The organism is Vibrio sp. YMD68, from assembly GCF_029958905.1.
Classification (GTDB): Bacteria; Pseudomonadota; Gammaproteobacteria; order Enterobacterales; family Vibrionaceae; genus Vibrio.
The window spans coordinates 197,403-223,913 of the sequence record NZ_CP124614.1; the positions used below are offsets into that span (position 1 = coordinate 197,403).

21 protein-coding genes and 1 pseudogene are annotated in these 26,511 nt (G+C 45.6%); 15 read left to right on the plus strand and 7 right to left on the minus strand.

Annotation, left to right across the window (positions count from 1 at the left end; translation table 11 throughout):
• The first annotated feature begins 21 nt into the window (after positions 1-21).
• From QF117_RS06860 to cysE, 4 genes are all read left to right on the plus strand, one after another.
• Entirely contained in the window at positions 22-456 is a 435-nt protein-coding gene (locus QF117_RS06860; RefSeq protein WP_282388337.1) for a rhodanese-like domain-containing protein, read from the plus strand.
• Positions 457-732: 276 nt separating this feature from the next.
• The gene (secB, locus tag QF117_RS06865) at positions 733-1,203 is read left to right on the plus strand and encodes a protein-export chaperone SecB (RefSeq protein WP_017036786.1); all 471 of its coding nucleotides are present in this window, start codon (positions 733-735) and stop codon (positions 1,201-1,203) included.
• A gap of 161 nt (positions 1,204-1,364) precedes the next feature.
• Positions 1,365-2,402: an NAD(P)H-dependent glycerol-3-phosphate dehydrogenase gene (gene gpsA, locus QF117_RS06870; protein WP_282388338.1), complete on the plus strand. Its 1,038-nt coding sequence runs from the start codon at positions 1,365-1,367 to the stop codon at positions 2,400-2,402.
• 68 nt (positions 2,403-2,470) lie between these two features.
• Positions 2,471-3,292, plus strand: coding sequence for a serine O-acetyltransferase (gene cysE / locus QF117_RS06875; protein ID WP_282388339.1), 822 nt, complete (start codon positions 2,471-2,473; stop codon positions 3,290-3,292).
• 159 nt (positions 3,293-3,451) lie between these two features.
• Here cysE and QF117_RS06880 read toward each other — a convergent pair whose 3' ends face one another.
• From QF117_RS06880 to argE, 3 genes are all read right to left on the minus strand, one after another.
• Complete coding sequence (locus tag QF117_RS06880; protein ID WP_017036783.1) at positions 3,452-3,991, minus strand: PadR family transcriptional regulator; 540 nt, start codon at positions 3,989-3,991, stop codon at positions 3,452-3,454.
• Positions 3,992-4,513: 522 nt separating this feature from the next.
• Positions 4,514-7,147 carry a phosphoenolpyruvate carboxylase gene (gene ppc / locus QF117_RS06885; protein ID WP_017036782.1) on the minus strand — a complete coding sequence of 878 codons (2,634 nt, stop codon included), beginning with the start codon at positions 7,145-7,147 and terminating at the stop codon, positions 4,514-4,516.
• Between the two features lie 358 nt (positions 7,148-7,505).
• A complete protein-coding gene (gene argE, locus QF117_RS06890) occupies positions 7,506-8,642 on the minus strand; it encodes an acetylornithine deacetylase (RefSeq protein WP_282388340.1) in 1,137 nt (378 codons plus the stop codon).
• A gap of 222 nt (positions 8,643-8,864) precedes the next feature.
• Here argE and argC point away from each other — a divergent pair, with 222 nt between their 5' ends.
• The 5 genes from argC (at position 8,865) to QF117_RS06915 (ending at position 16,228) form a co-directional block, all read left to right on the plus strand.
• Entirely contained in the window at positions 8,865-9,884 is a 1,020-nt protein-coding gene (argC, locus tag QF117_RS06895) for an N-acetyl-gamma-glutamyl-phosphate reductase (protein WP_282388341.1), read from the plus strand.
• A 116-nt stretch (positions 9,885-10,000) separates the two neighbouring features.
• A complete protein-coding gene (argB, locus tag QF117_RS06900) occupies positions 10,001-10,807 on the plus strand; it encodes an acetylglutamate kinase (RefSeq protein ID WP_282388342.1) in 807 nt (268 codons plus the stop codon).
• Positions 10,808-10,920: 113 nt separating this feature from the next.
• Positions 10,921-12,141, plus strand: coding sequence for an argininosuccinate synthase (locus QF117_RS06905; RefSeq protein ID WP_282388343.1), 1,221 nt, complete (start codon positions 10,921-10,923; stop codon positions 12,139-12,141).
• Between the two features lie 308 nt (positions 12,142-12,449).
• Positions 12,450-14,324, plus strand: a complete 1,875-nt coding sequence (gene argH, locus QF117_RS06910) for an argininosuccinate lyase (RefSeq protein WP_282388344.1) — start codon at positions 12,450-12,452, stop codon at positions 14,322-14,324.
• Between the two features lie 440 nt (positions 14,325-14,764).
• Positions 14,765-16,228 carry an alkaline phosphatase gene (locus QF117_RS06915; protein WP_282388345.1) on the plus strand — a complete coding sequence of 488 codons (1,464 nt, stop codon included), beginning with the start codon at positions 14,765-14,767 and terminating at the stop codon, positions 16,226-16,228.
• Between the two features lie 86 nt (positions 16,229-16,314).
• On the opposite strand, the gene QF117_RS06920 is transcribed toward QF117_RS06915, so the two are convergent.
• The gene (locus QF117_RS06920; protein ID WP_282388346.1) at positions 16,315-16,593 is read right to left on the minus strand and encodes a DUF3624 domain-containing protein; all 279 of its coding nucleotides are present in this window, start codon (positions 16,591-16,593) and stop codon (positions 16,315-16,317) included.
• Between the two features lie 67 nt (positions 16,594-16,660).
• Here QF117_RS06920 and QF117_RS06925 point away from each other — a divergent pair, with 67 nt between their 5' ends.
• On the plus strand, positions 16,661-17,008 hold the full coding sequence (locus tag QF117_RS06925; protein ID WP_282388347.1) for a RidA family protein: 348 nt from the start codon (positions 16,661-16,663) through the stop codon (positions 17,006-17,008).
• Between the two features lie 304 nt (positions 17,009-17,312).
• Here QF117_RS06925 and QF117_RS06930 read toward each other — a convergent pair whose 3' ends face one another.
• Together QF117_RS06930 and QF117_RS06935 are read right to left on the minus strand one after the other, a co-directional pair.
• Positions 17,313-18,785 carry a dihydrolipoyl dehydrogenase gene (locus QF117_RS06930; protein ID WP_282388348.1) on the minus strand — a complete coding sequence of 491 codons (1,473 nt, stop codon included), beginning with the start codon at positions 18,783-18,785 and terminating at the stop codon, positions 17,313-17,315.
• Positions 18,786-19,047: 262 nt separating this feature from the next.
• Positions 19,048-19,776, minus strand: a complete 729-nt coding sequence (locus tag QF117_RS06935; RefSeq protein ID WP_282388349.1) for a glutathione peroxidase — start codon at positions 19,774-19,776, stop codon at positions 19,048-19,050.
• Positions 19,777-19,965: 189 nt separating this feature from the next.
• Between QF117_RS06935 and oxyR the strand changes: the two genes are divergently transcribed.
• Positions 19,966-20,853: a DNA-binding transcriptional regulator OxyR gene (gene oxyR, locus QF117_RS06940; RefSeq protein ID WP_282388350.1), complete on the plus strand. Its 888-nt coding sequence runs from the start codon at positions 19,966-19,968 to the stop codon at positions 20,851-20,853.
• 70 nt (positions 20,854-20,923) lie between these two features.
• Here the strand turns inward: oxyR and QF117_RS06945 are convergent, their stop codons facing one another.
• Positions 20,924-23,515: a PBP1A family penicillin-binding protein gene (locus QF117_RS06945; protein ID WP_282388351.1), complete on the minus strand. Its 2,592-nt coding sequence runs from the start codon at positions 23,513-23,515 to the stop codon at positions 20,924-20,926.
• 140 nt (positions 23,516-23,655) lie between these two features.
• On the opposite strand from QF117_RS06945, the gene pilM reads away from it, so the two are divergent.
• The 4 genes and pseudogenes from pilM to QF117_RS06965 all read left to right on the plus strand — a co-directional run bounded on the left by pilM (position 23,656) and on the right by QF117_RS06965 (position 26,442).
• Positions 23,656-24,654, plus strand: a complete 999-nt coding sequence (pilM, locus tag QF117_RS06950) for a type IV pilus assembly protein PilM (RefSeq protein WP_282388352.1) — start codon at positions 23,656-23,658, stop codon at positions 24,652-24,654.
• Positions 24,644-25,180, plus strand: a pseudogene (locus QF117_RS06955) (PilN domain-containing protein); the annotation flags it as partial. The gene pilM and the pseudogene QF117_RS06955, both read left to right, overlap by 11 nt.
• A gap of 166 nt (positions 25,181-25,346) precedes the next feature.
• Positions 25,347-25,937, plus strand: a complete 591-nt coding sequence (pilO, locus tag QF117_RS06960) for a type 4a pilus biogenesis protein PilO (protein ID WP_282388353.1) — start codon at positions 25,347-25,349, stop codon at positions 25,935-25,937.
• A complete protein-coding gene (locus tag QF117_RS06965) occupies positions 25,927-26,442 on the plus strand; it encodes a pilus assembly protein PilP (RefSeq protein WP_282388354.1) in 516 nt (171 codons plus the stop codon). Before pilO ends, QF117_RS06965 begins: the two co-directional genes overlap by 11 nt.
• Positions 26,443-26,511 lie beyond the last annotated feature (69 nt).

Here is a 26,511-nt window from a genome sequence, read left to right on the forward strand (position 1 = left end):
TAAACAGTAAGAGCGCAGGATATGCAAGAATACATCGATTTTTTCCAACAAAATATGATCCTATCTTTAGTATGGGTCGGTCTTTTTGTCGCTTTGATTATGAGCTTTGTTAAAGCCGCTACGGCAGCTTATAAAGAAGTCACTGCATCTGAAGTGACATTACTTATGAATCGTGAAGACGGTGTCGTGGTCGATGTTCGTGCAAAAGACGAGTTCAAAAAAGGCCACATTACTGACGCAGTTCACATTTTACCGTCTGACATCAAAGCAGGTAACTTTAACGGCCTTGAAAAGAACAAAACTAACCCAATCATTGTGGTATGTAAGACAGGTCAAACCGCAGTAGAAAGCGCGAACCTACTTGCAAAAGCAGGCTTTGAAAATGTAAAGCTACTGAAAAATGGTTTGTCAGGCTGGAATGAAGCTAATTTGCCTTTAGTCCGCGGTAAAAAATAGTCCGTGGCAAAAAGTACTTTGTGACAAAAAGCAGTCCGCGCTAAGTAATAGTCCGCGGATAAATAGAGCTCAGTAAGAAACAGAGCGCAATACGAAGTCAGTCGCCCCATTCGCGACGACAGTAAGCCTAGCTTGAATGTGTGCTGCCTAAAATGGCAGCACTTATCGTAAAGAGATGTGACACTTTCCACGGAACTGCGGATTTATTTGCGCAAGGTGACGTCTCTCGGTTAGTCTGAAAACAGATTGAATTACCCAAATTTTAAGGATCCCCACATGGCTGAAGCAGCACCACAAGAACAAGCTCAAGATTTCGCTATTCAACGTATCTTTCTAAAAGACATCTCTTTTGAAGCGCCTAACTCTCCAGTTATGTTTCAAAAAGAGTGGCAACCAGATGTGAAACTTGACCTAGACACGCAAAGCCGTGAGCTTGGTGAAGGCACTTACGAAGTGGTTCTACGTCTAACTGTGACGGTGAAGAACGCAGAAGAAACGGCTTTCCTATGTGAAGTTCAACAAGGCGGTATCTTCACTGCTGGAAACATGGAAGCGGGTCAACTGGCTCATTGTTTAGGTGCATTCTGCCCGAACATCTTGTTCCCATACGCTCGTGAAACGATTTCTAGCTTAGTGGTTAAAGGTACGTTCCCTCAACTGAACCTTGCACCGGTTAACTTTGATGCATTGTTCATGAACTACCTACAGCAGCAAGCAAAAGACGGCGAAGCTTCTAAAGAGGCGTAAATCGGTTTTTCACTTCAGCGATGAGGTGAAAGGTACGCCTAGTGAATCGATAGCGTATTAAAGAAAATGCACAAAGCATCTAAATAGAATGATGCGATGTGCATTTTTTGTTTAGAATGACAGTAAATGAATCCTAATAAAAATGTGATCAGGCAAAGTGAATGACTAACTCAAATGTGAATAATGCTTACGGAAAAGAGATCACCATGACGGTGATCGGTGCCGGTTCTTACGGTACCTCATTGGCTATTTCTCTGGCTCGCAATGGCGCTAATGTAGTAATTTGGGGGCACGAGCCTGAACACATGGCGCGATTGGAAGCGGATCGTGCTAATCATGAGTTTCTTCCTGGTATTGATTTCCCAGAATCCTTGATCGTTGAGTCGGACGTTGAGAAAGCCGTTCAAGCAAGCCGAGATTTATTGGTTGTGGTGCCTAGCCATGTGTTCGGTATTGTATTAGGCAGCTTAAAACCGCATCTACGTGACGACACAAGGATTTGCTGGGCAACAAAAGGGCTTGAGCCTGAAACAGGTCGTTTGCTTAAAGACGTCGCTCATGAAGTATTAGGGGAAGGGCGTTCACTGGCCGTGTTGTCTGGGCCCACTTTCGCTAAAGAACTGGCGATGGGTATGCCAACGGCGATTTCTGTGGCTTCGCCAGATGATCAGTTTGTGGCGGATCTTCAAGAGAAAATTCACTGCAGCAAGACTTTCCGTGTTTACGCAAACAGCGATTTTACCGGCATGCAGCTGGGTGGTGCCGTGAAAAATGTGATTGCGATTGGCGCAGGTATGTCTGATGGTATCGGCTTTGGTGCTAACGCCCGAACAGCATTGATTACTCGTGGTCTTGCTGAAATGACACGTTTAGGTGAGGCTCTTGGCGCTCAGAAAGAAACCTTTATGGGAATGGCTGGGCTTGGTGATTTAGTGCTTACTTGTACTGATAACCAATCTCGTAATCGTCGCTTTGGTCTGGCACTAGGCTCAGGTCAAGGTGTTGAGCAGGCCCAAAAAGAGATCGGTCAAGTCGTTGAAGGCTATCGCAATACCAAAGAAGTGTGGATGCTTGCCGCTCGAATGGGTGTTGAGATGCCGATTGTTGATCAAATCTACCAAGTGCTGTATCAAGGAAAAGAGACACGTGTCGCAGCGCAAGATTTGCTTGCTCGAGATAAAAAATCAGAAGGGAAGTAACAAACACCTTGTGATCAGCGCTCTGGTGAATAGGGCGCTGAGGGTGCTTTGGGAATAGGGATTGATTGATGAAGCATTGTGAAAAAAAGAAAGTATGGCAGGCGATCATTCGCGAAGCTCGAGAGCAATCTGAGCAAGAGCCGATGTTGGCGAGTTTTTATCATGCCACCATTATTAATCATGATAGCTTGGCGGCGGCGTTAAGCTATATTCTCGCGAATAAACTTAAAACCCCATCCATGCCTGCAATGGCGGTACGTGAAGTGGTTGAACAAGCCTTTGCTGCCGATCCTGATATTGGTCATGCAGCGGCTTGTGATATCTGCGCCACCGTGAATCGAGATCCTGCGGTTGCCATGTACTCTATGCCACTCCTGTATTTGAAAGGCTACCATGCTTTGCAAGGTTATCGCGTTGCAAACTGGCTATGGAAACAAGGCCGCATCGCACTGGCGACTTACTTGCAAAATCAAATCTCGGTGGCTTGCCAAGTGGACATTCACCCGGCGGCGCAAATTGGTCGTGGCATCATGCTGGATCATGCGACAGGTATTGTGATTGGTGAAACCGCCGTGGTGGAAGACGATGTTTCCATACTTCAAGACGTGACGCTGGGCGGAACGGGCAAAGAGTGTGGTGATCGCCATCCTAAGATTCGTGAAGGGGTGATGATCGGCGCAGGTGCTAAAATTTTGGGTAATATTGAAGTGGGCGAAGGGGCCAAAATTGGTTCGTGTTCTGTGGTCTTACAGGCGGTTCCTGCTCATACCACAGTGGCGGGTGTTCCGGCAAAAATAGTCGGCCGACCAAAAACCGATAAACCATCACTGGATATGGACCAACAATTTAATGGCAAGTCTCAAAGCTTTATTGGTGGTGATGGTATTTAGCGTATTGACCGTTAAAGTGTCAGGGTAGCAAAATACGCATACGCATACGCATACGCAATAGCAGAATAAAAAAGGACGATACTTAGGTATCGTCCTTTTTGCTTTCTATGACTAGCCTTAAATAAACCCAAGTTTAGGTCTATTTGTGCGCATTACTGCTTATTTGATTTCATTAAGCTCTGCGAGTACTTCTTCCGCCCAAACTAACCAAGCTTGACGAAGTAATAGATTACGGCGCAAGGTGAGGCGTTCTAGTCGTTGAGATTTATCGAGAGTGGCTGGCGTTGCGTAGTAGGCCGCCTCTATTTCTTGATAGTGCGCCACTAGGCTATAAGATTCTTTAATTAGCTCGCTAAGTTGAATGCGATACGGACCTGAGTCTTGTACAGCGCATGCCATTAATTTAGCAGAAAACTCATCGCGAACGGTTGGGTGTGCTGTCGGTTGATCAAACCATTCACCTAACGCGCTGCGGCCAGCATCGGTGATGGAATACACTTTACGATCAGGTTTGCCTTCTTGAGGTTCTAGAACACAGGTAACGAGCTCGTTCTGAGCCATTTTATTGAGTTCACGATACACTTGTTGGTGGCTTGCTTTCCAAAAATAGCCGATGCTAGCGGAAAACTCTTTAGTGATATCGTATCCAGTTGCGTTACGTGTACTAAGTACAGTGAGGATTACGTGTGGTAGTGACATGTCTTAAATCCAAATAGGTCAATAAACTTCAAAATAACGATGTTTAAACATTGGTTGTGCTTCGTAGCACTTATTATTTCTATGTTTAAACAACACCAACTTTATCGTGTTGGTTCTGTCACCTTTATAAGCCGTTTATCACCTAGTTCTATTTAAACTGATGTCGATCCTGCGAGATAATTAGTATATGTGTGTTATCGCAGTGGGGCAGTATTATATCTAAATATAAGCATAAAGTGGAATAGATGGACGTAATCACAATAAAAACTGATAAATAACTCAATAAGACTGTCTATTTAGATTATCACTCTTTGTTTTTTAAGTTTTGGTTGTTTTTATATCGTTAAAATTGATCGTTTTATGCCTATATAGAGAATAAAAACAAAAAAGCCAGAGAATAAAAACAAAAAAACAGCACAAAAACAGTGCTGCTTGACGTGGTTTTTAGATCAATGTATCACCTACCCCGTGACTTTCCGCGTTATTCGGACAGTCACGGGAGTAGGCATTGAAATCGAACGATTACCCTGTATTTCGCATACCCGCTGCGATACCCGCAATGGTCACCATAAGAGCTTCTTCAAGTTCTGCTGATGGTGTGTCCATTTGGCGAGTTCGGTGAAGTAATTCTGCTTGAAGCATGTTGAGTGGTTCAACGTAGATACTACGAAGACGAATAGACTCTTGGCCCCACGGGTCACTTTGCATTAAGTTTTCGTTGTTCTCTACATTCAAGACGGCTTTGATGTCTTTTTGCAGTTGCTCACGTAGGCGATCACCCAGTGGCAACAACGATGGATCAGCAAGGCGTTCGTCGTAGTAACGAGAAATCTCGATATTACATTTTGAATACACCATCTCTAGCATACCCAGACGAGTTGAGAAGAATGGCCATTCGCGACACATCTCTTCTAATAGAGCTTGGTGACCTTTATCAACGGAGTACTGGATGGCTTCACCGGCGCCTAACCATGCCGGTAATACGAGTCGGTTTTGACTCCATGAGAAGATCCATGGAATAGCACGCAAGCTTTCCACGCCACCATTCGGATTGCGTTTTGCTGGGCGAGAGCCGAGAGGCAACATGCCGAGTTCAAGCTCTGGTGTTGCTTGTCGGAAATACGGTACAAAGTCAGGCTCCCCTTGAACGATATTACGGTAAGACTCACAAGAGACTTCCGACAATACGTCCATGAGATCGCGCCAATCTTGTTTTGGCTCCGGAGGTGGAAGTAGGTTCGCTTCTAAAATCGCACTGGCGTACATATTGAAGCTGTTTACAGCCACTTCAGGTAAACCAAGCTTAAAGCGGATCATTTCCCCTTGTTCTGTAACACGTAAGCCGCCTTTCAAGCTCTTTGGTGGCTGAGACAATAGAGCTGCATGGGCAGGAGCACCACCACGGCCAACCGTACCGCCACGACCGTGGAACAGTGTTAGTTCAATGCCTTCAGCGTCACATACTTTAACCAGAGCATCCATTGCGCTGTATTGTGCCCAGCCTGCTGCCATTACACCGGCATCTTTCGCAGAGTCGGAGTAACCGATCATGACCATTTGATGATTCTGAATAAAGCCACGGTACAGATCGATGTCCATTAATTGCTTAATGACCGATTCCGCATTGTTCAAGTCGTCCAGTGTTTCAAACAGTGGACAAACGTCCATGCGGTAAGGACAACCTGATTCTTGTAGAAGCAAATGAACAGCCAGCACATCTGAAGCCGTGCGTGCCATTGAGATGACATAAGCGCCAAACGCTTCGCGTGGTTGAGATGCAACAATCTTACACGTATCTAAGACTTCTTTTACTGGCGCAGACGGTTCCCAGTCGCGTGGGAGAAGCGGACGTTTAGAGCTGAGTTCATTGGTTAGGAAAGCAATCTTATCTTGCTCGCTCCACTGGTCGTAATCACCAATACCTAGGTAACGAGTCAGTTCTGATAACACGTCTGAATGACGAGTACTTTCTTGTCGGATGTCCAAGCGGACAAGGTGGACACCAAACGCCTTAATGCGGCGCAAAGTATCAAGCAGTGAACCGTCGGCTATGACACCCATGCCGCATTCATGCAGAGATTGATAACAGGCATAAAGCGGTGCCCATAGTTGATCAATGTGCTGCAATGGTGCTTTGACTGCCAGCTTCTGACCATTAACTTTCGCGTCGAGAATGTCCAGCGTTTCGTTTAGAAGCGAACGAAGACCTTTCAATACAGCTCGATACGGTTCGTGTTGGTCATCACCGGCTAAATCACGGACAGCATCATTACATTTCGTCATCGAGAGCTCAGAGATAAGCTCGTTCACATCACCCAAGTAAAGGTCGGCGGCTTTCCAGCGAGAAAGAAGCATCACTTCACGAGTGATCGTATGCGTCACAAATGGGTTGCCATCGCGATCGCCACCCATCCAAGATGAGAAATGCACTGGGCGAGCGTCAATAGGTAAGCCTTCACCTAGGTAGCTTGTTAGGCGGTCATCAAGCTCGCGCAAGAATTCAGGAACCCCTTCCCATAGTGAGTTCTCTACAACAGCAAAGCCCCATTTCGCTTCGTCCAACGGGGTTGGGCGCTGCTTACGAATCACATCAGAGTGCCAACCTTGAGCGATCAACTGCTCTAAACGTCGTTCTGTTTTTTGACGTTCTTTATGAGAAAGGTCGGTCAGTTCAAGCTTAGATAAACACTCGTTGGTTTTGACCAGCTTATTGATCATAGTACGACGAGTGATTTCAGTAGGGTGAGCGGTTAACACCAATTCAATATTGAGGTCACGGACGGCTTGAGCCGTATCGAGTTTACTGATGCCATTTTGGCTTAGCTTCGAAAACAAACTGCTGATCGCGTCAGGTTCACATACGTGCTCTTCACAATGGCGTGAAATCGTATGGTACTGCTCTGCCATATTGGTCAAGTTGAGAAATTGGTTGAATGCGCGTGCAACAGGCGTGAGTTGCTCGTTGGGTAAACTTTTAATTTCTTCAATTAAAGTGGCGCGGTCGGATTGATTGCCTGCACTTGCTGATTTAGAAAGTTTACGAATTGTCTCAACTTTCTCCAAAATAACGTCACCATGTGAATCCTTGATGGTGTTGCCAAGCAAACGGCCTAGCATGCTTACGTTACTTGTGAGCGCAGCGTATTTTTCGTTCATTATCATCCTGCCTTGTAAAAAAGTTACATCCGGTGTTCCTTGTTAAGTACACAATCTAGCGAAAAGTGCTACCAAGAGTCAAATATTGCAGCATAAGTTTGCATTTATTGTGCAAGTGGATGTAAGTGATGCTAAATGCGTATTATTCGATAAATTACTGAAAATTTATTACAGAATTAAAGGTTTAATCGAGAGACTGTTGATGGAATACCGATGAATTGAGTCACGACTCCCCAAGTGATGGCAACGCGTGCGAGTGGATCGATAACTCGCACGCTGTTTGTCACTGGTTTTTCATGGTTAGATCTGAGTGACTGACTTCTAAATAAGAATAGAGAAGTCAGACGTTGCACTCTCTCTAGAAGCAATATTTATACATCGCTTTAGATAAAATATTGATGGTGGGGTCGATAAACTCAAAGGCTAAAAATTCATCCGGTTGGTGCGCTTGTTCGATAGAACCAGGGCCTAATACTAGAGTTGGGCAGAGCTGCTGTAGGAAAGGCGCTTCAGTACAGTAGTTAACGGTTTCTGACGGGGTTTCGCAAATGTCTTCAACACCGGCAATAAACGGATGGTCATGTTGGCATTCATAACCGGGAATCGGTTCATGCAGAGGCGTTATTTCGATTCGCCCCGGCCATTTTGCTTCTACTTCTTTCAGTGAGGCTCGTAACATATTATCTAGCCCATCAAGGCTAATGCCTGGTAAAGGGCGAACATCATAATGCAGCTCACAGCATCCACAGATACGGTTTGCACTGTCTCCACCATGAATATGACCAAGATTTAGCGTTGGGCTTGGAATCGCAAAGCCCGGGTGGTGATACTCTTTGATCAGTTTGTCGCGCAGTTGCATCAGGGCAAACAACACCTCATGCATGATTTCGATGGCGTTGACACCCAACGCGGGATCGGAAGAGTGGCCCGATTTACCCGTGATCCGCACGGCGTTAGCGACGTGACCTTTATGGCCTCTGACCGGAACTAAGCTGGTTGGCTCACCGATAATGCAATAATCAGGTTTAAAAGGCGCATTGTCGGTAAAATGACGAGCGCCCAACATGGTCGTTTCTTCATCACAGGTTGCTAATATATACAGTGGCTTGGTTTGCTTGCTCCAATCGACTTTCTTCACGGCTTCAATAATAAACGCAAAGAAGCCCTTCATATCCGCTGTGCCGAGCCCGTAAAAGCGATCGTTTGCTTGAGTTAGTGTGTGTGGGTCAAAACTCCAACGACCCTCATCAAATGGTACGGTATCACTGTGTCCCGCAAGAAGTAGCCCGCCTTCACCAGAGCCTTTCTTGGCGATCAGGTTGTGCTTTCCTTTCTCAACTTCTGTAACGGTGACCTCAAAACCGATGTCTTTTAACCAGGTGGCGAGCTTTTCAATCACCAGGCTGTTGCCTTCATCCCAGCTAGGATCGCTTGAACTGATGGATGAGGTTGAAATTAGGCCTTCGTAGACCTCGAGAAAACTAGGTAATTGCATATTATCTTCACTTCTACTGTTGACAGAAATACCTTAAGAAGGTAAAACACATATTAAATCATTAATTGTGAATAAAAAATCAATTAAAGCTATTTTTTTAAAATTAATAGTCATTTTGAGCCAAGGGCCCACTCTGATGAATAGCCATGAAATTGAAACCTAATCGCCACGATTCACGACCAATGAAGAAACCATTATTAACCTTGAATTTGGAAGTTGTAGATGTCACACGCTGAGTTACTTAAAACCACGATTATTGGCGCGAGCGGTTATACCGGAGCCGAATTAGCTGTCATGGTGCAAAAACATCCACAGCTCACGCTATCAGGTTTGTACGTCTCAGCCAATAGTGTTGACGCAGGTAAAAATATTGGAGAGCTGCACGGTAAGCTAGCCGGTTTGGTTGATATGCCTGTTGAGCCGTTAGTGGACGTTAAAAAAGCGGCGACTGACTGCGATGTGGTTTTTTTAGCCACCGCCCATGAAGTGAGCCATGACCTCGCGCCTATCTTTTTAGAGAACGGTTGCCAGGTTTTCGATTTATCCGGTGCGTTTCGAGTAAAAGGTGAAGACTTCTATCAGCAGTACTATGGCTTTGAGCATCAACATGCCGCTTGGTTGGATAACGCAGCTTATGGTTTAGCTGAATGGAACGAAGAGGCCATTACCGAGGCTCAGCTAGTGGCCGTTGCAGGTTGTTACCCAACCGCGTCACAACTGGCCATCAAGCCTTTGGTTGAATCACAGCTTCTCGATCTGAATCAATGGCCTGTGATCAATGCTACCAGTGGTGTCACAGGGGCAGGACGTAAAGCTTCTATGGTCAATAGCTTCTGCGAAGTGAGCCTACAGCCTTATGGTGTGTTTGCGCACCGCCACCAGCCAGAGATCACCAGCCACTTAGGATGTGATGTCATTTTCACCCCGCACCTAGGCAATTTTAAACGCGGTATTCTCGCCACTATCACGATGAAGTTGTCGGCGGGTGTGACTGCTGAACAAGTGACACAAGCGTTTGTTAAAGCGTATGACGGTAAACCCGCCGTTCGCCTACTGGATGAGCAGATGCCAAGAATTCAAAACGTAGAGTACACCCCATTTTGTGACTTGGGGTGGAAGGTACAAGGTGAGCACGTCATCGTGGTGTCAGCGATTGATAACTTACTGAAAGGGGCATCCAGCCAAGCTATGCAGTGCTTGAATATCCACTACGGATTTTCCCAGTTAACCGCGCTGATTTAATTGCATAAATATCGCCGCGTTAGAGTAAGCGGCTATGAAAAGACACAATAGACGGCAATATGTAAAAGAAAAAACAAATACGCCATTTAGATAATACAGAGCAGTAAGGAACATTCATGACCGATAATACCTTGTCAGACAACAAAACCATGCCATTGGTGATTAAGTTAGGCGGAGCAGCACTGGAGAGTAACGAGACTCTGAGTCAGTTATTCGCGGCTATCAACACTTATCAGCAGCAGGCTCGACGACAAATCGTCATTGTTCACGGTGGCGGGTATTTAGTGGATGACCTTATGGGTAAACTGAATTTAGAAACGGTGAAGAAAAACGGTTTACGTGTGACGCCTTACGAACAAATCCCTGTTATTGCCGGCGCATTAGCAGGAACCGCCAACAAACTGCTTCAAGGGCAAGCGATTAAAGATGGCCTTAATGCGGTGGGTTTAAGTCTAGCGGACGGTGGATTGTGTCACGTTGAAGAGCTTGATCCGGAATTAGGCGCAGTAGGTAAAGCGTCACCGGGAGATTCAGCGGTACTTCAAGCGATTCTAAATACTGGAGCGCTTCCTATTATTAGCTCGATTGGCTTAACACCCGCAGGGCAATTAATGAATGTGAATGCCGACCAAGCTGCGGTTGCCGTTGCTGGTGCGCTTGATGCTGAGTTAGTTCTGCTTTCTGATGTGAGTGGTGTATTAGATGGCAAAGGGCACCTAATCGGTAGCCTAACTGAAGAACAGGCATCGGCGCTGATTCAAGGCCAGGTGATTACTGATGGCATGATTGTCAAAGTAGAAGCGGCCCTAGAAGCGGCCAATGATTTAGGGCGCTCTATTCAAGTTGCCACCTGGAGATACCCAGAGAAACTGGTCAAATTATTTGCCGGAGAGTGTATCGGAACACTTTTCGTACCAAAGTAGAACACAACCAATACGTCCTGACGCAAAAGCGTGAGAACAACAAAATTAACACTATTAAATGGAAGCCTTAGCACTGACCGCCAAGCGCAGAGCAAGGAATTTGGAGAGAAAAAATGAGCAAAGTTCAAGTTAAAAAAGTCGTTGTCGCATATTCTGGCGGTCTGGATACCTCAGTCATTATCCCGTGGCTAAAAGAGAACTATGACTGTGAAGTGATTGCGTTTGTTGCGGATGTAGGTCAAGGCGCACAAGAGCTGGAAGGTATTGAAGCGAAAGCAAAAGCGTCAGGCGCTTCAGAGTGCTACATCGCTGACCTGAAAGAAGAGATGGTTGCGGATTACATCTACCCGACTCTAAAAACAGGCGCATACTACGAAGGTAAGTACCTACTAGGCACGTCAATGGCACGTCCAATCATTGCTAAAGCGCAAGTTGAAGTGGCACGTAAAGTGGGTGCGGATGCGTTGTGTCACGGTTGTACCGGTAAAGGTAACGACCAGGTGCGTTTTGAAGGTGCATTTGCGGCGCTTGCCCCTGACCTGCATGTGATTGCGCCTTGGCGTGAGTGGGACCTTGTCAGCCGTGAAGAATGTCTGGATTACCTTGCCGAGCGTAATATCCCTTGTACAGCATCACTTACGAAAATCTATTCCCGTGATGCCAACGCTTGGCACATCTCAACAGAAGGTGGCGTGTTAGAAGATACATGGAACGCGCCAAACGAAGATTGCTGGGATTGGACCGTTGATCCAGAAAAAGCACCCGACGAATCTGAGTCGGTCACGCTTAAAGTGGTCAAAGGTGAAGTGGTTGCGGTCGATGGTGAAGAAATGACGCCATACAACGCGCTGGTTTACCTCAATGAAAAAGGCGCAAAGCACGGCGTTGGTCGTATCGATATCGTTGAGAACCGTCTCGTTGGCATGAAGTCTCGTGGTTGTTACGAAACTCCGGGCGGCACCATCATGATGGAAGCGCTACGTGCGGTTGAACAGCTGGTATTAGATAAAGCGGCTTTTGAGTTCCGTGAAGAATTAGGCGTGAAAGCTTCGCACCTTGTTTACGATGGTCGTTGGTTCACACCACTGTGTAAATCAATTCTTGCAGCCACTGAAGAGCTTGCTCAAGACGTGAATGGTGAAGTGGTGGTTAAGCTTTACAAAGGGCACGCAACAGTGACTCAAAAACGTTCGGCGAACAGCTTATATTGTGAAGAGTTTGCAACGTTTGGTGAAGATGAAGTGTACGACCAAAGCCATGCTGAAGGCTTCATTCGTCTTTACTCTCTATCAAGCCGAATTAGAGCACTGAACGAAGTGAAAAGATCAAAGTAATCAACCATTACTGAATGAAAACCAATAAAACCCACTTGTTTTTGCAAGTGGGTTTTTCATTTATTTAGGGGGGACTTTGGGGTAGGTACTTTATTACGAAAGACGTTTAATGAATTTTTGTCAGTGAGTAAGATCGCCATGACGAATTTAAATGTACCATTCGTGAATAATTATGTGAAAAAATTGCATTTTTACCTTGTTTTTATATTGAATTGCTGTAAGTTTGAATCATACAAAAAGAGAAGCTGAATTTAATCAGAGAACATCGTTGCACAAGCAGTAGATACTGAGCATTTAGGAGAGACACAATGGCATTATGGGGCGGTAGATTTACCCAAGCAGCAGACACTAGGTTCAAAGACTTTAACGATTCACTTCGCTTTGATTACCGATTGGCTGAGCAAGACATTGTTGGCTCTATCGCTTGGTCAAAAGCGTTGCAATCTGTTGATGTGCTGAGTGAAGAAGAGCAGCAAAAGCTTGAACTGGCCCTGAATGAACTCAAGCTTGAAGTGATGGAAGATCCCAATCAGATTTTACGCTCTGATGCAGAAGATATTCACTCTTGGGTGGAACAGCAATTAATTGGCAAGGTGGGTGATCTAGGTAAAAAATTACACACTGGCCGTTCTCGTAACGACCAAGTCGCTACCGACTTAAAATTGTGGTGTCGCCAACAAGGGCAACAACTGCTTATTGGCCTTGATCGCCTGCAAGCGAAAATGGTTGAAGTCGCAAGAGAACACCAAGGCACGGTTTTGCCTGGTTACACGCACTTGCAACGTGCGCAACCGGTGACTTTTGCTCACTGGTGTTTGGCGTATGTTGAAATGCTAGAGCGTGATTACTCTCGTTTGAATGATGCTATTAAGCGTCTCGATACTTGTCCACTTGGCTCTGGCGCACTGGCCGGTACTGCATACCCGATGGACCGTGAAGAGCTGGCGCATAATCTAGGGTTTCGTCGTGCAACACGTAACTCACTCGATTCTGTTTCTGACCGTGATCACGTGATGGAGCTGATGTCGATTGCATCCATTTCCATGCTTCACCTTTCTCGTCTTGCAGAAGACATGATTTTTTATAACTCAGGTGAATCCAACTTCATCGAGTTAGCCGATACTGTGACGTCGGGTTCATCACTCATGCCACAAAAGAAAAACCCAGACGCGCTTGAACTTATTCGTGGTAAAACTGGCCGTGTTTATGGCTCTCTTGCAGCGATGATGATGACAGTGAAAGCACTGCCATTGGCGTACAACAAAGACATGCAAGAAGACAAGGAAGGGCTGTTTGATGCGCTTGATACTTGGAACGATTGCATGGAAATGGCGGCGTTGTGTTTTGAGGGCATTAAAGTCAATAACGAACGTACTTTAGAAGCCGCGCAACAAGGTTATGCCAATTCAACTGAGCTTGCGGATTACTTAGTCGCGAAAAACATTCCATTCCGTGAAGCGCACCATATTGTTGGGGTGGCGGTTGTAGGGGCTATTTCAAAAGGCTGCGCGTTAGAAGAGCTTTCACTTGATGAGCTCAAAGCGTTCTCTGATGTGATTGAAGAGGATGTGTACGATATCTTAACCATCGAATCCTGTTTGGAAAAACGAAGTGCCTTAGGTGGCGTTTCTCCTAAGCAAGTGGCGTATGCGGTTGATCAAGCGGATCAACGTCTTGCTCAGCGTGATACTTCGGCGGTGAAAGTGCGTTCTGCGCGTCTTACCGACATTGAAGCATTGGAAGGCATGGTCGCTTATTGGGCCAACATGGGAGAAAACCTGCCGCGCTCTCGTAATGAGTTGGTGCGTGATATTGGCTCGTTTGCGGTGGCAGAGCACCATGGTGAAGTCACGGGCTGTGCATCGCTTTATGTGTATGATTCTGGTTTGGCTGAAATTCGCTCATTAGGCGTAGAAGCCGGTTGGCAAGGTCAAGGGCAAGGCACGGCGATTGTTCAACACTTAGTGGATAAAGCCCGCCAAATGGCGATTAAGAAAGTCTTTGTACTGACAAGAACACCAGAGTTCTTTATGAAGCACAGCTTTATTCCGACATCGAAGTCGTTGTTGCCAGAGAAAGTGCTTAAAGACTGCGATCAATGCCCACGTCAGCATGCTTGTGATGAAGTGGCGTTGGAAGTGAACTTGGTTGAACAGATCATTGCCAAAGTGAACGTGGCTTAACCGGTTGTAACCGTATCGCGCCAGATGTTCTATGTCATTGATGCTTTATTTGATTTCATTTTTATGTAAGTAATTGAATATAGGGTGCAAACTCATTTTCTTGAAGAAAGATCAAAAAAGATCCTGTTTTTAAGGAACTAATAAGAAAAGCGGTAGTCATAATTAGTACCACTGCTTTTTCTTAGAAAATATCTAAGAAGGCCCCGCAACCGATATTGGCTGCGGGGCTTTTTTCTTCCTGTCGCCCAAGTTTTTGCTCGTACTTTTATCCTACGCTGTTTATCTGTTTATCTGTTTATCTGTTTATCTGTTTATTCTGTGAGCCATTTTTTATTTTCCTATTTCACAAGTAGTCAAAAAAGTGTCAATAATCATTCATTAAACTGATATACAAATTGGCTACCGTTGGGCTCGTTCATTTATTCCATCGGAGAGACGCAGTGAAAGGATATCAACTAGGATTAGCGCTCAGCGGCCTAATGGCATCAACAGTTTCAATGGCTGAACTGCCTCAGCAAGGTGATACTTGGTATACCCAAGGCCAAAGTGCGATTACAGCAGCAAAAAAGTTAAAGCCAATCACCGGGCCAGCTAAAAATGTCATCTTATTCATCGGTGATGGTATGAGTGTGGGCACAATGACCGCAGCGCGTATTTATGCAGGGCAAAACAAAGGGCTTAAAGGTGAAGAATATTCACTCGCTATGGAAAGTCTCCCTCATACTGCATTAGCAAAAACATACAATACCGACATGCAAACACCGGATTCTGCGGGTACGGCAACCGCGATGGTGGCCGGGGTGAAGACCAAAGCAGGCGTTATCAGTGTTAATGACAAGGTGCAACGTGGTTTTTGTAGCAGCGCAAAAGGAAATGAAGTCAAGACAGCGTTTCACTCAGCCGCTGAAAAAGGCATGTCTCTCGGCGTGGTGTCGACCGCGAGACTGACTCATGCTACGCCAGCGGTCACGTTTGCACACAGCGCAGACCGAAATTGGGAAAACGATGCGGCTATGCCTAATATCGCCAAAGGGAATGGGTGCAAAGACATCGCAACGCAGTTCATAGAGTTTGATCACGGTGACGGCTTCCAAGTGGCTTTTGCTGGTGGTCGACGTGAATTTCTTCCGGTAGATAATACCGACCCTGAGGGTAAAAAAGGCAAACGTAAAGATGGGCGTAACCTGATTGAAGAGTGGCAAGCTCGTTACCCGGAAGGTCAGTATGTTTATGATCGCCAAGGCTTTGATAAGTTGACCGATCAACAGCGTGCATTCGGTCTATTTGAAAACAGCCACATGCAATATGAAGCGGATAGAAAAGTCGATAACCAAGAGCCGTCATTGGCCGAGATGACCGATAAAGCGATTCAAATATTAGGCAACAACAAAACGGGTTATATCTTGATGGTGGAAGCTGGGCGGATAGACCATGCTCACCACGATGGCAATGCCGCCAGAGCGCTGGAAGATACGGTCGCTTTTGATGATGCGATTCGACTTGCTTTAGAAAAAACCAACCCTGAAGAAACTCTGATTATTGTGACTGCGGATCATGCTCATACACTGATTTCAAATGGCTACGCTGAGCGCGGAAACCCAATTCTGGGCCTTTCCAAGCAAAAAGGTAAGCTTAACCAGGATGATTTTGGGAAAAATTACACCACACTCGCGTACGGCAATGGCCCAGGAGCGGTGAAAGGTGAGCGCGATAACCCAACGGCAGAGCAAGTGAAAAAGCTCGATTACTTACAGCAGGCGTTGGTGAAACTGAGCTCAGAAACGCATTCTGGTGAAGATGTGGCGATCTTTGCTCGTGGGCCGCAAGCATGGTTGTTTCAAGGTGTGGTTGAGCAGCATTATATCTATCACGTGGTAGACGAAGCGCTTGGGCTCACCCGTTAACAATCCAGACATGCAGCGGTAAAAGCAATGCCAATGCCAAAAGCAATGTAAACGATAAAGCTAACGTAAACGATAATGATAAAACTCTAGTGCTTGCCTGAAGTGCTGGAGTTTTTTTTACGCTTATTCTCTTGGTAGGGAATGATGATGAACTTCATCCAAAGATGCAAAAACAGCAATCCATTAAACGCAAGCCCCGCCATGATAAGTGCAATGGATTCTATGCTAAACGGCGTCTCTCGACAGGTAAACCACCAGACGACCGCACACAACACCGAGAGCGTGGTGAGCTGATCCATACAGCGTTGACAGCGCCCGATTTTTTTCCAAAACCAGCCCGCGTTATCACACGTTTTACATGTCATGAATGTTTCTTATTGGGTAATATACACGCTGATAGAATATCGTAACTAACCCAAGAAAGTGAGCAAAATGATTGAACGTCAACACACTAAGCAACGTATGAGCCGCATTGTTAAGCATAACGGAACCATCTATCTATGTGGCCAAGTTTGTGCGGATGCAGAAAAAGGCATCAAAGAACAGACACAAACCATGCTAGATAAGGTAGAAGCCTTACTCCTGGAAGCGGGTAGTGATAAAGAGCATATGTTGTCAGCGACCATCTATTTAAAAGATATGAAAGATTTTAAAGAGATGAATGAGGTTTGGGATGCTTGGGTTCCTGAAGGTCACGCACCAGCACGCGCATGTGTGACCGGTGATATGGCGCGCGAAGCGTTATTGGTTGAAATCTCGGTGATTGCTGCTGAAAAGTAAGTGAGTCGATAGGGTAGATAAGAAGCCAGAGACAAGGTTAAAAAGAAGCCAGAGACAAGGTTAAAAAGAGGGTAGAAAAAAGGCTGGAAACAAGGCTGGAAACAAAGCCGAAAAAGAGGTCAGAAAAGAGGGTGGAGCGAGGTTACAAAGAGGCGCGATAGAAGGCTAAAAAATAGGCTGATAAAAGAAGAAGTGGTGGAAAAAGCCTATACTCAGCCTCTTTTCCACCTGTTTTCAGCTTCTCTTCAGCTTCTCTTCTGCCTCTTTTTAGCCTATTCTCAGCTTGTTTTCAATTAAGCCTACATTAACATCCAGGCCCACAGTCTAGGCAATGTTTCACCATCTCTGGTCCTAGGTGCAGTTTGGCGTTCAGGTCACGAAGTGCAGTACGAACGCCTTCTTCAATCACTGGGTGGTAGAATGGCATATCGAGCATTTCCGATACCGTCATCTTGTTTTGGTGTGCCCAAGCCAGTAAGTGCGCTAAATGCTCAGCATTAGGCCCCATCATTTCAGCGCCTAGGAAGCGTCCTGTTCCTTGCTCTCCGTACACATGTAAAATACCTTTGTTTCTCAACATGACACGTGAACGACCTTGGTTCTCAAATGAAACTTCGCCGGTCGCAAAACACCCACAGTTACCTAAACGTTGCTCGAGTTGTTTGAAAGTTTCACCGACCATGGCAATTTGCGGATCCGAGAAGACCGCTGAGATAACCGAACGGCGTAAACCTGCACGAATATCTGGGAAGCGTCCCGCATTATCACCGGCGATTCTCGCCTGGTCTGCCGCTTCATGAAGCAGTGGAATTTGGTTACTTGCATCACCCGCAATAAAGATGCTCTCTACCGATGTTTGTAACGTGTAGTAATCGGCTGTTGGTACACCGCGTTCATCTAATTCCAGCGTAGTTGTTTCAAGAGCGAGTTTATCAACGTTAGGTCGACGTCCTGTTGCTGCTAATACGTAATCAACAATGAAGGTTTCAAGTTCACCATCGTGGTTGATGAACATGATCTCGACTTTGTCCGTCTCTTTGCCTTGATCATCGAGCACACGACGCATGGTCTCGACTTTAACATCCGCATCAAGATAGAACTCCTCTTGGAATGCTTTGTTCGCGTAAGCCATGACTTCAGGGTCAGTGATTGGCCCAACTTGACCGCCCACGCCGAATACTTTCACCTTGACACCCAAACGGTGCAGGGATTGGCCTAACTCTAACCCAATAACACCAGGGCCAAATACGGCGACTGATTCTGGCAGGTCGTCCCAATCAAATACGTCGTCATTGATAACAAGGCGATCACCAAGCTCGTTCCAAACCGCAGGGTAGGCAGGGCGTGATCCCGTGGCGATGACAATGCGCTTAGCGGTAATGGTTGTGTGGTCGTCAACCACTAACGTGTTGTTATCGATAAACTTTGCGTAGCCATGGATTTTGTCTTCAGCTGGGATTTCATCTACGCCTTCAAGAACAAATCCAACAAAACGGTCACGTTCACGTTTTACCCTGTCCATCACTTCGCGACCATTGATCACCGTTTCACCTTGAGGGTAAACACCGAATCCAGGCGCTTTTTCAATCTGATGGACACTTTCAGCAGCAGCGATAAGCAGTTTTGACGGCATACAGCCAACGCGAGCACAGGTTGTGCCAAATGGACCGCCTTCTATCATGACAACACTTGGTGTATTTGCTTTTGCTGCGCGATATGCGCCTAAACCTGCAGTACCACCACCAATAACAGCTACATCTACGTTTACTTGTTTCATAACCCTGTCTCTACTTTTGTTTTCTGAGCCTTTTTATTCAGGCTGCTGAAAGAAATTGTTGCGTTCGTACGTTCTATACCAAAGTGTCCTGATGGCCTGCTTTGGGGGAATCATTCAAGCCGCTTAGGTATAAAGTGGCTTAGGTATAAAGTAGCTTGGGTATAAAGTAACCTGGATATGAAAGCCACTTGGGTATAGAGGTGACGTTAGGGAAAAGGCTACCTAGTGCCCGATACACTAGGTAGTCTTCAGTGGGTTGTGATTAAGCTAGGTAAGTGTCTAGCTCTTCACTGCCACCGATGTGTTTACCACCGATAAATACTTGAGGAACCGTTGATTTACCAGTAACAGCGCGAAGGCTAACGGTGGTCGCATCTTTACCCAGTACCACTTCTTCGAAGTTCAAACCGTTATCAATCAGAGCCTGTTTTGCTTTCACACAGAATGGGCAGCCTGGTTTTGTGAAGACCGTGATTGATTCTTGTGCTTTGTAGTCTGGTGCAATGTAGCCAAGCATGGTGTCAGCGTCTGAAACTTTGAACGGGTCGCCTGGTTCGTTTGCTTCGATGAACATTTTCTCTACCACACCATCTTTGACTAGCATGCTGTAGCGCCATGAACGCTTACCAAAGCCAATGTCACCTTTGTCTACCAGCATGCCCATACCATCGGTGAATTCAGTGTTGCCATCTGGGATGAATGTGATGTTGTCTGCTTCTTGGTCATTTTTCCAAGCGTTCATAACAAACGTATCGTTTACAGAAACACATAGAATGTCGTCAACACCGTGCTCTTGGAATACAGGAAATAGCTCGTTATAACGTGGTAGATGGCTTGAAGAACATGTTGGTGTAAATGCACCAGGCAAGCTAAATACAATAACGGTTTTGCCTTTGAAAAGTTCTTCTGTTGTTACGTTTACCCAATCATCACCTTGGCGTGTTGGAAAAGTAACCTGTGGTACGTTTTGGCCTTCTTTAGATGTAAACATAATGATTTCCTAGTATTTAAGTTTAATGAGTTACTGTGAGTCTTAGTCAGCGCTTTGCTGTGCTCCGTTTTGTTGAAGCTATTATTAACAATTTTCTTTGATAGGAATAATCGTTTGGTGCTATCGTTTCAATAGGTGTTTTCTATTGAGGTATGTGGCCTCTTAAACTGACGTTGAGTATGAGTCTATATGAACATTCGTGATTTAGAATATTTAGTTGCATTAGCTGAGCATCAGCACTTCCGCAAAGCCGCAGAATCTTGTTTTGTGAGTCAGCCAACCTTGAGTGGGCAAATACGTAAGTTGGAAGATGAAATCGGCACCGCTCTGCTGGAACGAAATAGTCGTAAAGTTCTTTTTACTGATTCAGGGTTGCAGCTTGTCGAACAAGCAAAAATTATTCTTTCCGAAGTGACGCGATTTAAAGACATGGCGAGTGGGCAAAGTGGGGAGATGGTTGGCCCAATGAATATTGGCTTTATTCCCACGGTCGGCCCCTATATTTTGCCAAGAATTATCCCACAGCTGAAAGCCGCGTATCCAGAACTTGAGATGTTCTTACATGAATCTCAAACTCATGATTTAGTCAGGCAGCTGCAAGACGGGAAATTAGATTGTCTGGTCCTAGCATCGGTGGCTGAGACGGCTCCTTTTAAAGAAATAGAGCTTTATAATGAATCACTTTCTTTAGCGGTGCCTTGCGATCATGAGTGGGCTGGTCTCGAATTTTTAAATGTCGACGAGCTGAATGGGCGCACAGTATTAATGCTCGGAGATGGGCACTGTTTACGTGACCAAGCACTAGGTTATTGTTTTGCTGCAGGGGCAAAAGAAGATAAACGATTCAAAGCCACGAGCTTAGAAACGCTGCGGAATATGGTGGCAGCTGGGGGCGGCATTACTTTGCTTCCAGAGCTTTCAGTCCCTAAAGAGTCAACCAAAGATGGGGTTTGCTACGTAAAAAAAATGGAGCCTCAGCCATCAAGAAAAATCGTGTTGGTCTATCGACCTGGCTCACCATTGCGGGCTCGTTTTGAACAGTTAGGCGGAACCATTCAGTCGATATTGCAAGCTTAATCAAAAATGGCTGCAAATATAAAGGAATAAAAAAGGGTTGGCATTGCCAACCCTTTTTGCTGTTTCCGAGTTAAAACAGCTCTTCACTGCTAGAGCTAGAATAAATCGTATCGGTGATCGATTCTTCAACATATTCTGTTGGCGCTGTCCCCTCTAGGAAGTATTCAAACATCGAGCTTGAATCAAACTTATTCGTCAAAAGGCCGGAATCTCTATCGATTCGAACGCGTACAATGTTGTTAGGCAGCTGTTTTGACTGAATCGGAACGCCGTCTAAAGCCACTTGCATAAAGTCAACCCACGCAGGTTGTGCTGTTTTTGCGCCAGCCTCACCTCCGGTGATTTGGTTCTTATCTAGGTTTTTATTGGCGGTGGTTTGCCCCAGTTTCCGATTGTGGTTGTCAAAGCCAACCCACGCGGTAGCAACAATGCCTGGGCCGTAGCCGTTGTACCAAGCGTCTTTAGAGTCATTGGTGGTCCCGGTTTTACCGCCGATATCTCGGCGTTTGAGCGGTTGTGCGCGCCACCCTGTGCCGTTCCAGCCTGTACCATCACGCCAGTTGCCGCCACCCCAAACATTGCTGTACATCATTTCGCGCATTAAGAATGCGGTTTGTTCAGAGATAACTTGTGGTGCATATTGAGGTTGATCAAGGTCGACATCCTGCTCCATAAATTCGTTGCTATCACTATTACTATCACTGTCTAAGGTAGTGAGCATGTCACAATGTTCACGACATATTGTTTTTGGAGTAGCTTGCCATTCGATGTCACCAAATCGGCTCTCGACACGGCTAATATAAAATGGGTCGACATAATAACCGCCATTGGCAAAAACCGAGTAGCCTTGGGCCATTTTCACCGGAGTAAGACTGCCGGCACCCAGTGCGATGGTTTCAGAGCGAGGCAGTTGGTCAATGTCAAATCCAAAGCGAGTTAAGTATTCTCGAGATTCATCCAAACCAACCGCACGAAGCACTCGAACCGCCATGACGTTTTTAGATTGCGCAAGCCCAATACGCACACGAGTTGGGCCAATATACGTTGGTGGTGAATTACGTGGCCGCCATGCTGTACCCTGACTCTTATCCCATTGATTGATCGGTGCATCGTTAATCAGAGTGGCGAGCGTCATGCCTTGATCCATTGCTGCAGCATAGATAAATGGCTTAATACTGGAGCCCACTTGTCGAACTGATTGAGTGGCGCGGTTAAATTTGTTGTGCACGAAGTTAAAGCCACCGACGAGTGACAAAATAGCCCCGTTTTCTGGATTCATGGCGACAAAAGCAGTATTGGCATTGGGAACTTGGCTTAAACGCCAGATAGGTTCAATATCGAGTTTGGCAATGTCGTCATTGCTCTCGTCTGAGGCAATCTCTGAAATCACTTCACTCTCAAGGCTCGGCTCGGCCTGTTCTGCGGTGTTACGAACCCAGATTTGTTCACCCACGGATAAAATATCTGAGGCCGACTTTGGTTCTGGACCTTGGCGGTCATCGGTTAAAAAGCGGCGAGCCCAATTCATTTGTGCCCATTCGACTTGTTGCGGGCCATGATTCTTCACCCAAATAAACGCGGTGTTGCCTTGAGTATCAGTGACGATGGCAGGCAGCAATGCGCCATAAGTCGGTTCTTTTGCTAGGTGACGTCGAAATTCTTGGTCAGTATTCAGTGTTGGCGCTTTTGTCCATACGACTTTTTCTGCACCTCGGTAACCATGACGTTCATCGTAGGCCAGGAGATTATCAATCGCGGCCTTATTGGCGGCCTGTTGTAATTTAGAATCAACCGTGGTGTAAACGCTCATACCTTGCGTATAAGCGGCTTCGCCATGTTGTTCAACCATCCAAGCGCGTGCTAATTCAGCGACATACGGCGCACTCAGTTCTATTTCTGCACTGTGATAGCGAGATTCGATTTTTTCAGCTCTCGCGTCTTCAAATTCGGCTTGAGTAATGTAATTTTCATCGAACATGCGTCGCAGTACGACATTACGTCGACTCGTGGCTCTTTCGAGCGAATAAATCGGGTTCATGGTCGACGGCGCTTTTGGCATACCAGCAAGCGTGGCTAATTCGCTGAGAGTCAGATCGTTGAGTTCGCGCCCGAAGTAGGTTTGCGCTGCCGCACCAAAGCCATAAGAGCGATAACCCAAGAAAATCTTGTTAACGTATAACTGCATGATTTCCTGTTTGCTTAGCGATTGTTCAATCCTAATCGCCAGGAATATCTCTTTGATCTTTCTTATTATTTTCTTCTCATTGGTCAAGAAAAAGTTGCGTGCTAGTTGCTGAGTGATCGTACTCGCCCCTTGCTTTGCTGATCCTGACATCGCCACGACGATGGCGGCACGAGCAATACCAATCGGGTCAATACCGTAGTGGCTGTAAAAACGGCTGTCTTCGGTCGCGATGAGAGCTTCAATTAAGTGCTGAGGAATATCTTGATATTCAACGGGTGTTCGGCGTTTTTCCCCAAACTGTGCGATTAATTTGCCATCTTGACTGAATACTTGCATCGGAGCTTCAAGCTCAACGTGTCGTAATTCTTCTACGTCTGGTAGGTCAGGTTTTACGTAAAAGTAGAAACCAATGATCGTACTGACTCCAAGAATCATGCAAACCAATGTGAATATAAATAGTCGCTTTATGAACTTCACCGAAGAATCCCTGATTAGTAGAGGTAGCTAAAGTGCAACCCCTTGTATTCTAAAATAAAAAATAACTAAGTTTTATATGACGGTGCTAACGCTAGCAACGATCTCTACTGTTGGTCAATAGAGCCACTGGAGCAAAACACATGGGTAAACCATTAATAACTGGTATAGATATTGGCCACTATAGTATTAAAGCCGTGGTCTTAAAGCCAGCAAGTGATGACTATTCACTGGTAAGTTTTAAAGAATTGCCCATTTCAGGTGATGTATTCTCTGATAATCACACCGTAAATCATCAACAAATTGTCAATAAGTTAAAAGAGCTACGAAAATTTCTCCCTATTTGGAGTAAAAGGGTCGCGATTGCTATTCCTGATAACGCGGTGATCAGCAAAGTACTGCAAATTGACAGCGATCTTGACGAGCGTGAGACAGAGTTTGCCATCTATCAAGGCTTCTCCCATCAGTCTCCCTTCCCCATTGAAGAACTCAGTTTGGACTTTGTGCGGGTTGATAACGACAGCAAAACGCAGACCGTTGCCTATCAAGTTTATGCCACCAAAAAAGACGTGGTTGACAGTCGTTATCAATCCATCAAAAAAGCCGGGTTTTTGCCGATCGTGTGTGACGTTCAAGCTCATGGGTTAGTGAGCGTTTGGCGGCAGGCAGCAAAAATGACCGCCAACACAGATTGGTTGTTGGTGGATGTTGGATACACCCAAACCTCTCTGTGTATGGACTTTGATAATAAGGCTCATTTTAGTAAAGAGATGGCTATTGGGACGCAATACCTAGAGCAATCTTCATCACCGATGAATGCGTTACTTGAGAAGAGAATCGATCAATTTATTCAGTTGATGATTGACCGAATTCAACGGCAAATACAGATGTTGCTGTCCGTGAACGGCAATTCAGCAGTGAAAGGAATTTGGCTGTCTGGGGGCGGCGCGACAACGCCAATGTTGGTTGAAGAGATTCAGCGTCGGCTTTGTATTGAATGCCAGGTTCTAAATCCTCTGTCTTTATTGGGGCGCTCACGGACTAGAAAGCCACATCATTACAGTGATTTGCATGGTTTTAATACCGCCGTGGGGATCGCAATGAGAGGTCACGATTGGCTGGAGGTTCAACATGCTCTATAGCGTAAACCTTCTACCCTGGCGAGATGATAAGCGTAAAAAGCACAAAAGACGATTTTTCAGCTTGATCGTGCTGTCAATTCTGGTCTCTTTTTTACTGCAATATCTGGCCGGTTGGTACTTCATCGCAGAACTTAATCAACAGCAAGGGCGAATTAATTATTTTACCCGATACATTGAACAGCTCGATCAAAAAATCAATGAACTGAAGCTAACCGAGCAAGACCATGCGGCATTACTTACTCGATTATCTGTCGTGGAAGAACTGCAATCCTCGCGCAATAAAAGCACTGAATTTATGGTTGAAATACAGAAGTTGGTACCGGAAGGGGTGTACGTCGACAAGATAAAAATGAAGGGCAACGAAATAGAGATGAAAGGGATCAGCGATAGTACTGCGCATTTGGCGACGATGCTGGATAATCTCGAAAAGTCTTCATTTTTAGATGATGTTTCTATGCATTCCATCATCCACGATCAAAAACGTTTTGGTCAAAGCTATCAGACTTTCGAAGCGTCTTTTCGCATTGCAGTGACCGATGAAAGCCCTCTCGAAGATGGTGTTAGCCAAGTGCGACCTAGTGGCCAGATACCGAGTAAAAAGATAGCCGATAAAGAACGTGGCCGTTCAATGTGGTTAGCGAGCTTGAATTTTCATTACTGTGTTGAAGAGCCAGATGGCATGGGAGCTCTGCATGGTTAATTTTCGAGATCTGGACATCGATGAAGTGACCGAGTGGCCTTTATTGCCTCAGGTGATGGTATTGCTGCTACTCCTTATTCTCTTACAGGGCGTTGGTAGCTGGTTTTATATTTTACCTAAAATAGAACAGCTTGAAGCACTGAAAAATGAAGAGCAAACACTGAAGTCAACCTTGCGAATAAAAGCCAATAAAGCGGCCACTCTACCCGTATTACGTGCTCAGCTTGATGAGCTAGAAGAACGATACGATTACCTGTTGCGTCAGTTACCGGAACAGAAAGAGTTGGCAAGCATGTTGGCATCGGTCAATGAGTTTGGCTTAAAGAATTCACTGACCTTCACGCGTATCGATTGGGGTCAAAGGCAGAATCAGACGTTTCTGTATCGGTTGCCTCTCAACTTTGAACTGACGGGAAGTTACGACAACATCGGTCATTTTTCAGAGGCCATTGCGAACCTACCAAGAATCATCGTTCTTGAAGACATTGATTGGCAACGAGTGAGCCAAGAAAGCAGCACATTGCATTTCCGTGTACGCGCATATACCTATCAATTCAAAGCGGAGGTCAAAGATGAAGGCTAATGGTTTTTTTCTTTTTCTCTGCGCGGGCTTTCTGATCGGTTGCCAAGCCAACAATGACTCGATCGATGAGTATATTCAGGCCATTGAATCCCAGGCCCGTAAAGAGGTTGTTCGCCTAGAGCCCGTGATTATGTTTCAAGCTTCCGCTTACCAAAGTACTGAACTTCGTGAACCGTTTTTTTTACCCAGTGCGGCACTGGTGCAAGAGCAGGCCATGGTTAAAAAAGATTGTTGGCAACCCCCAAAGCGAACCAAATCAGGGCCGCTTGAACGCTATCCAATGAGTAAGTTGAGATTAAAAGGCGTCATGGGGAGTGCGAATAGGGTGTCAGCGCTCGTCCAAACACCTAAAGGTCAAGTGGTCAACGTGAGTGAGGGGCAGTTTATTGGTCTTAATAACGGCAGAGTCACTAGGGTGACATCTCATTATGTGTTGATCAATGAAACGCTGCCCGATGGCCTAGGTTGCTGGAGTAAGCGTAACGTCAAGCTTGCTCTTAAATAGAATTATTTGTTTGAGATATCATCATGATTAAAGGATTAACAATGAAAATAGCGACAGTTTGTTCGTTAT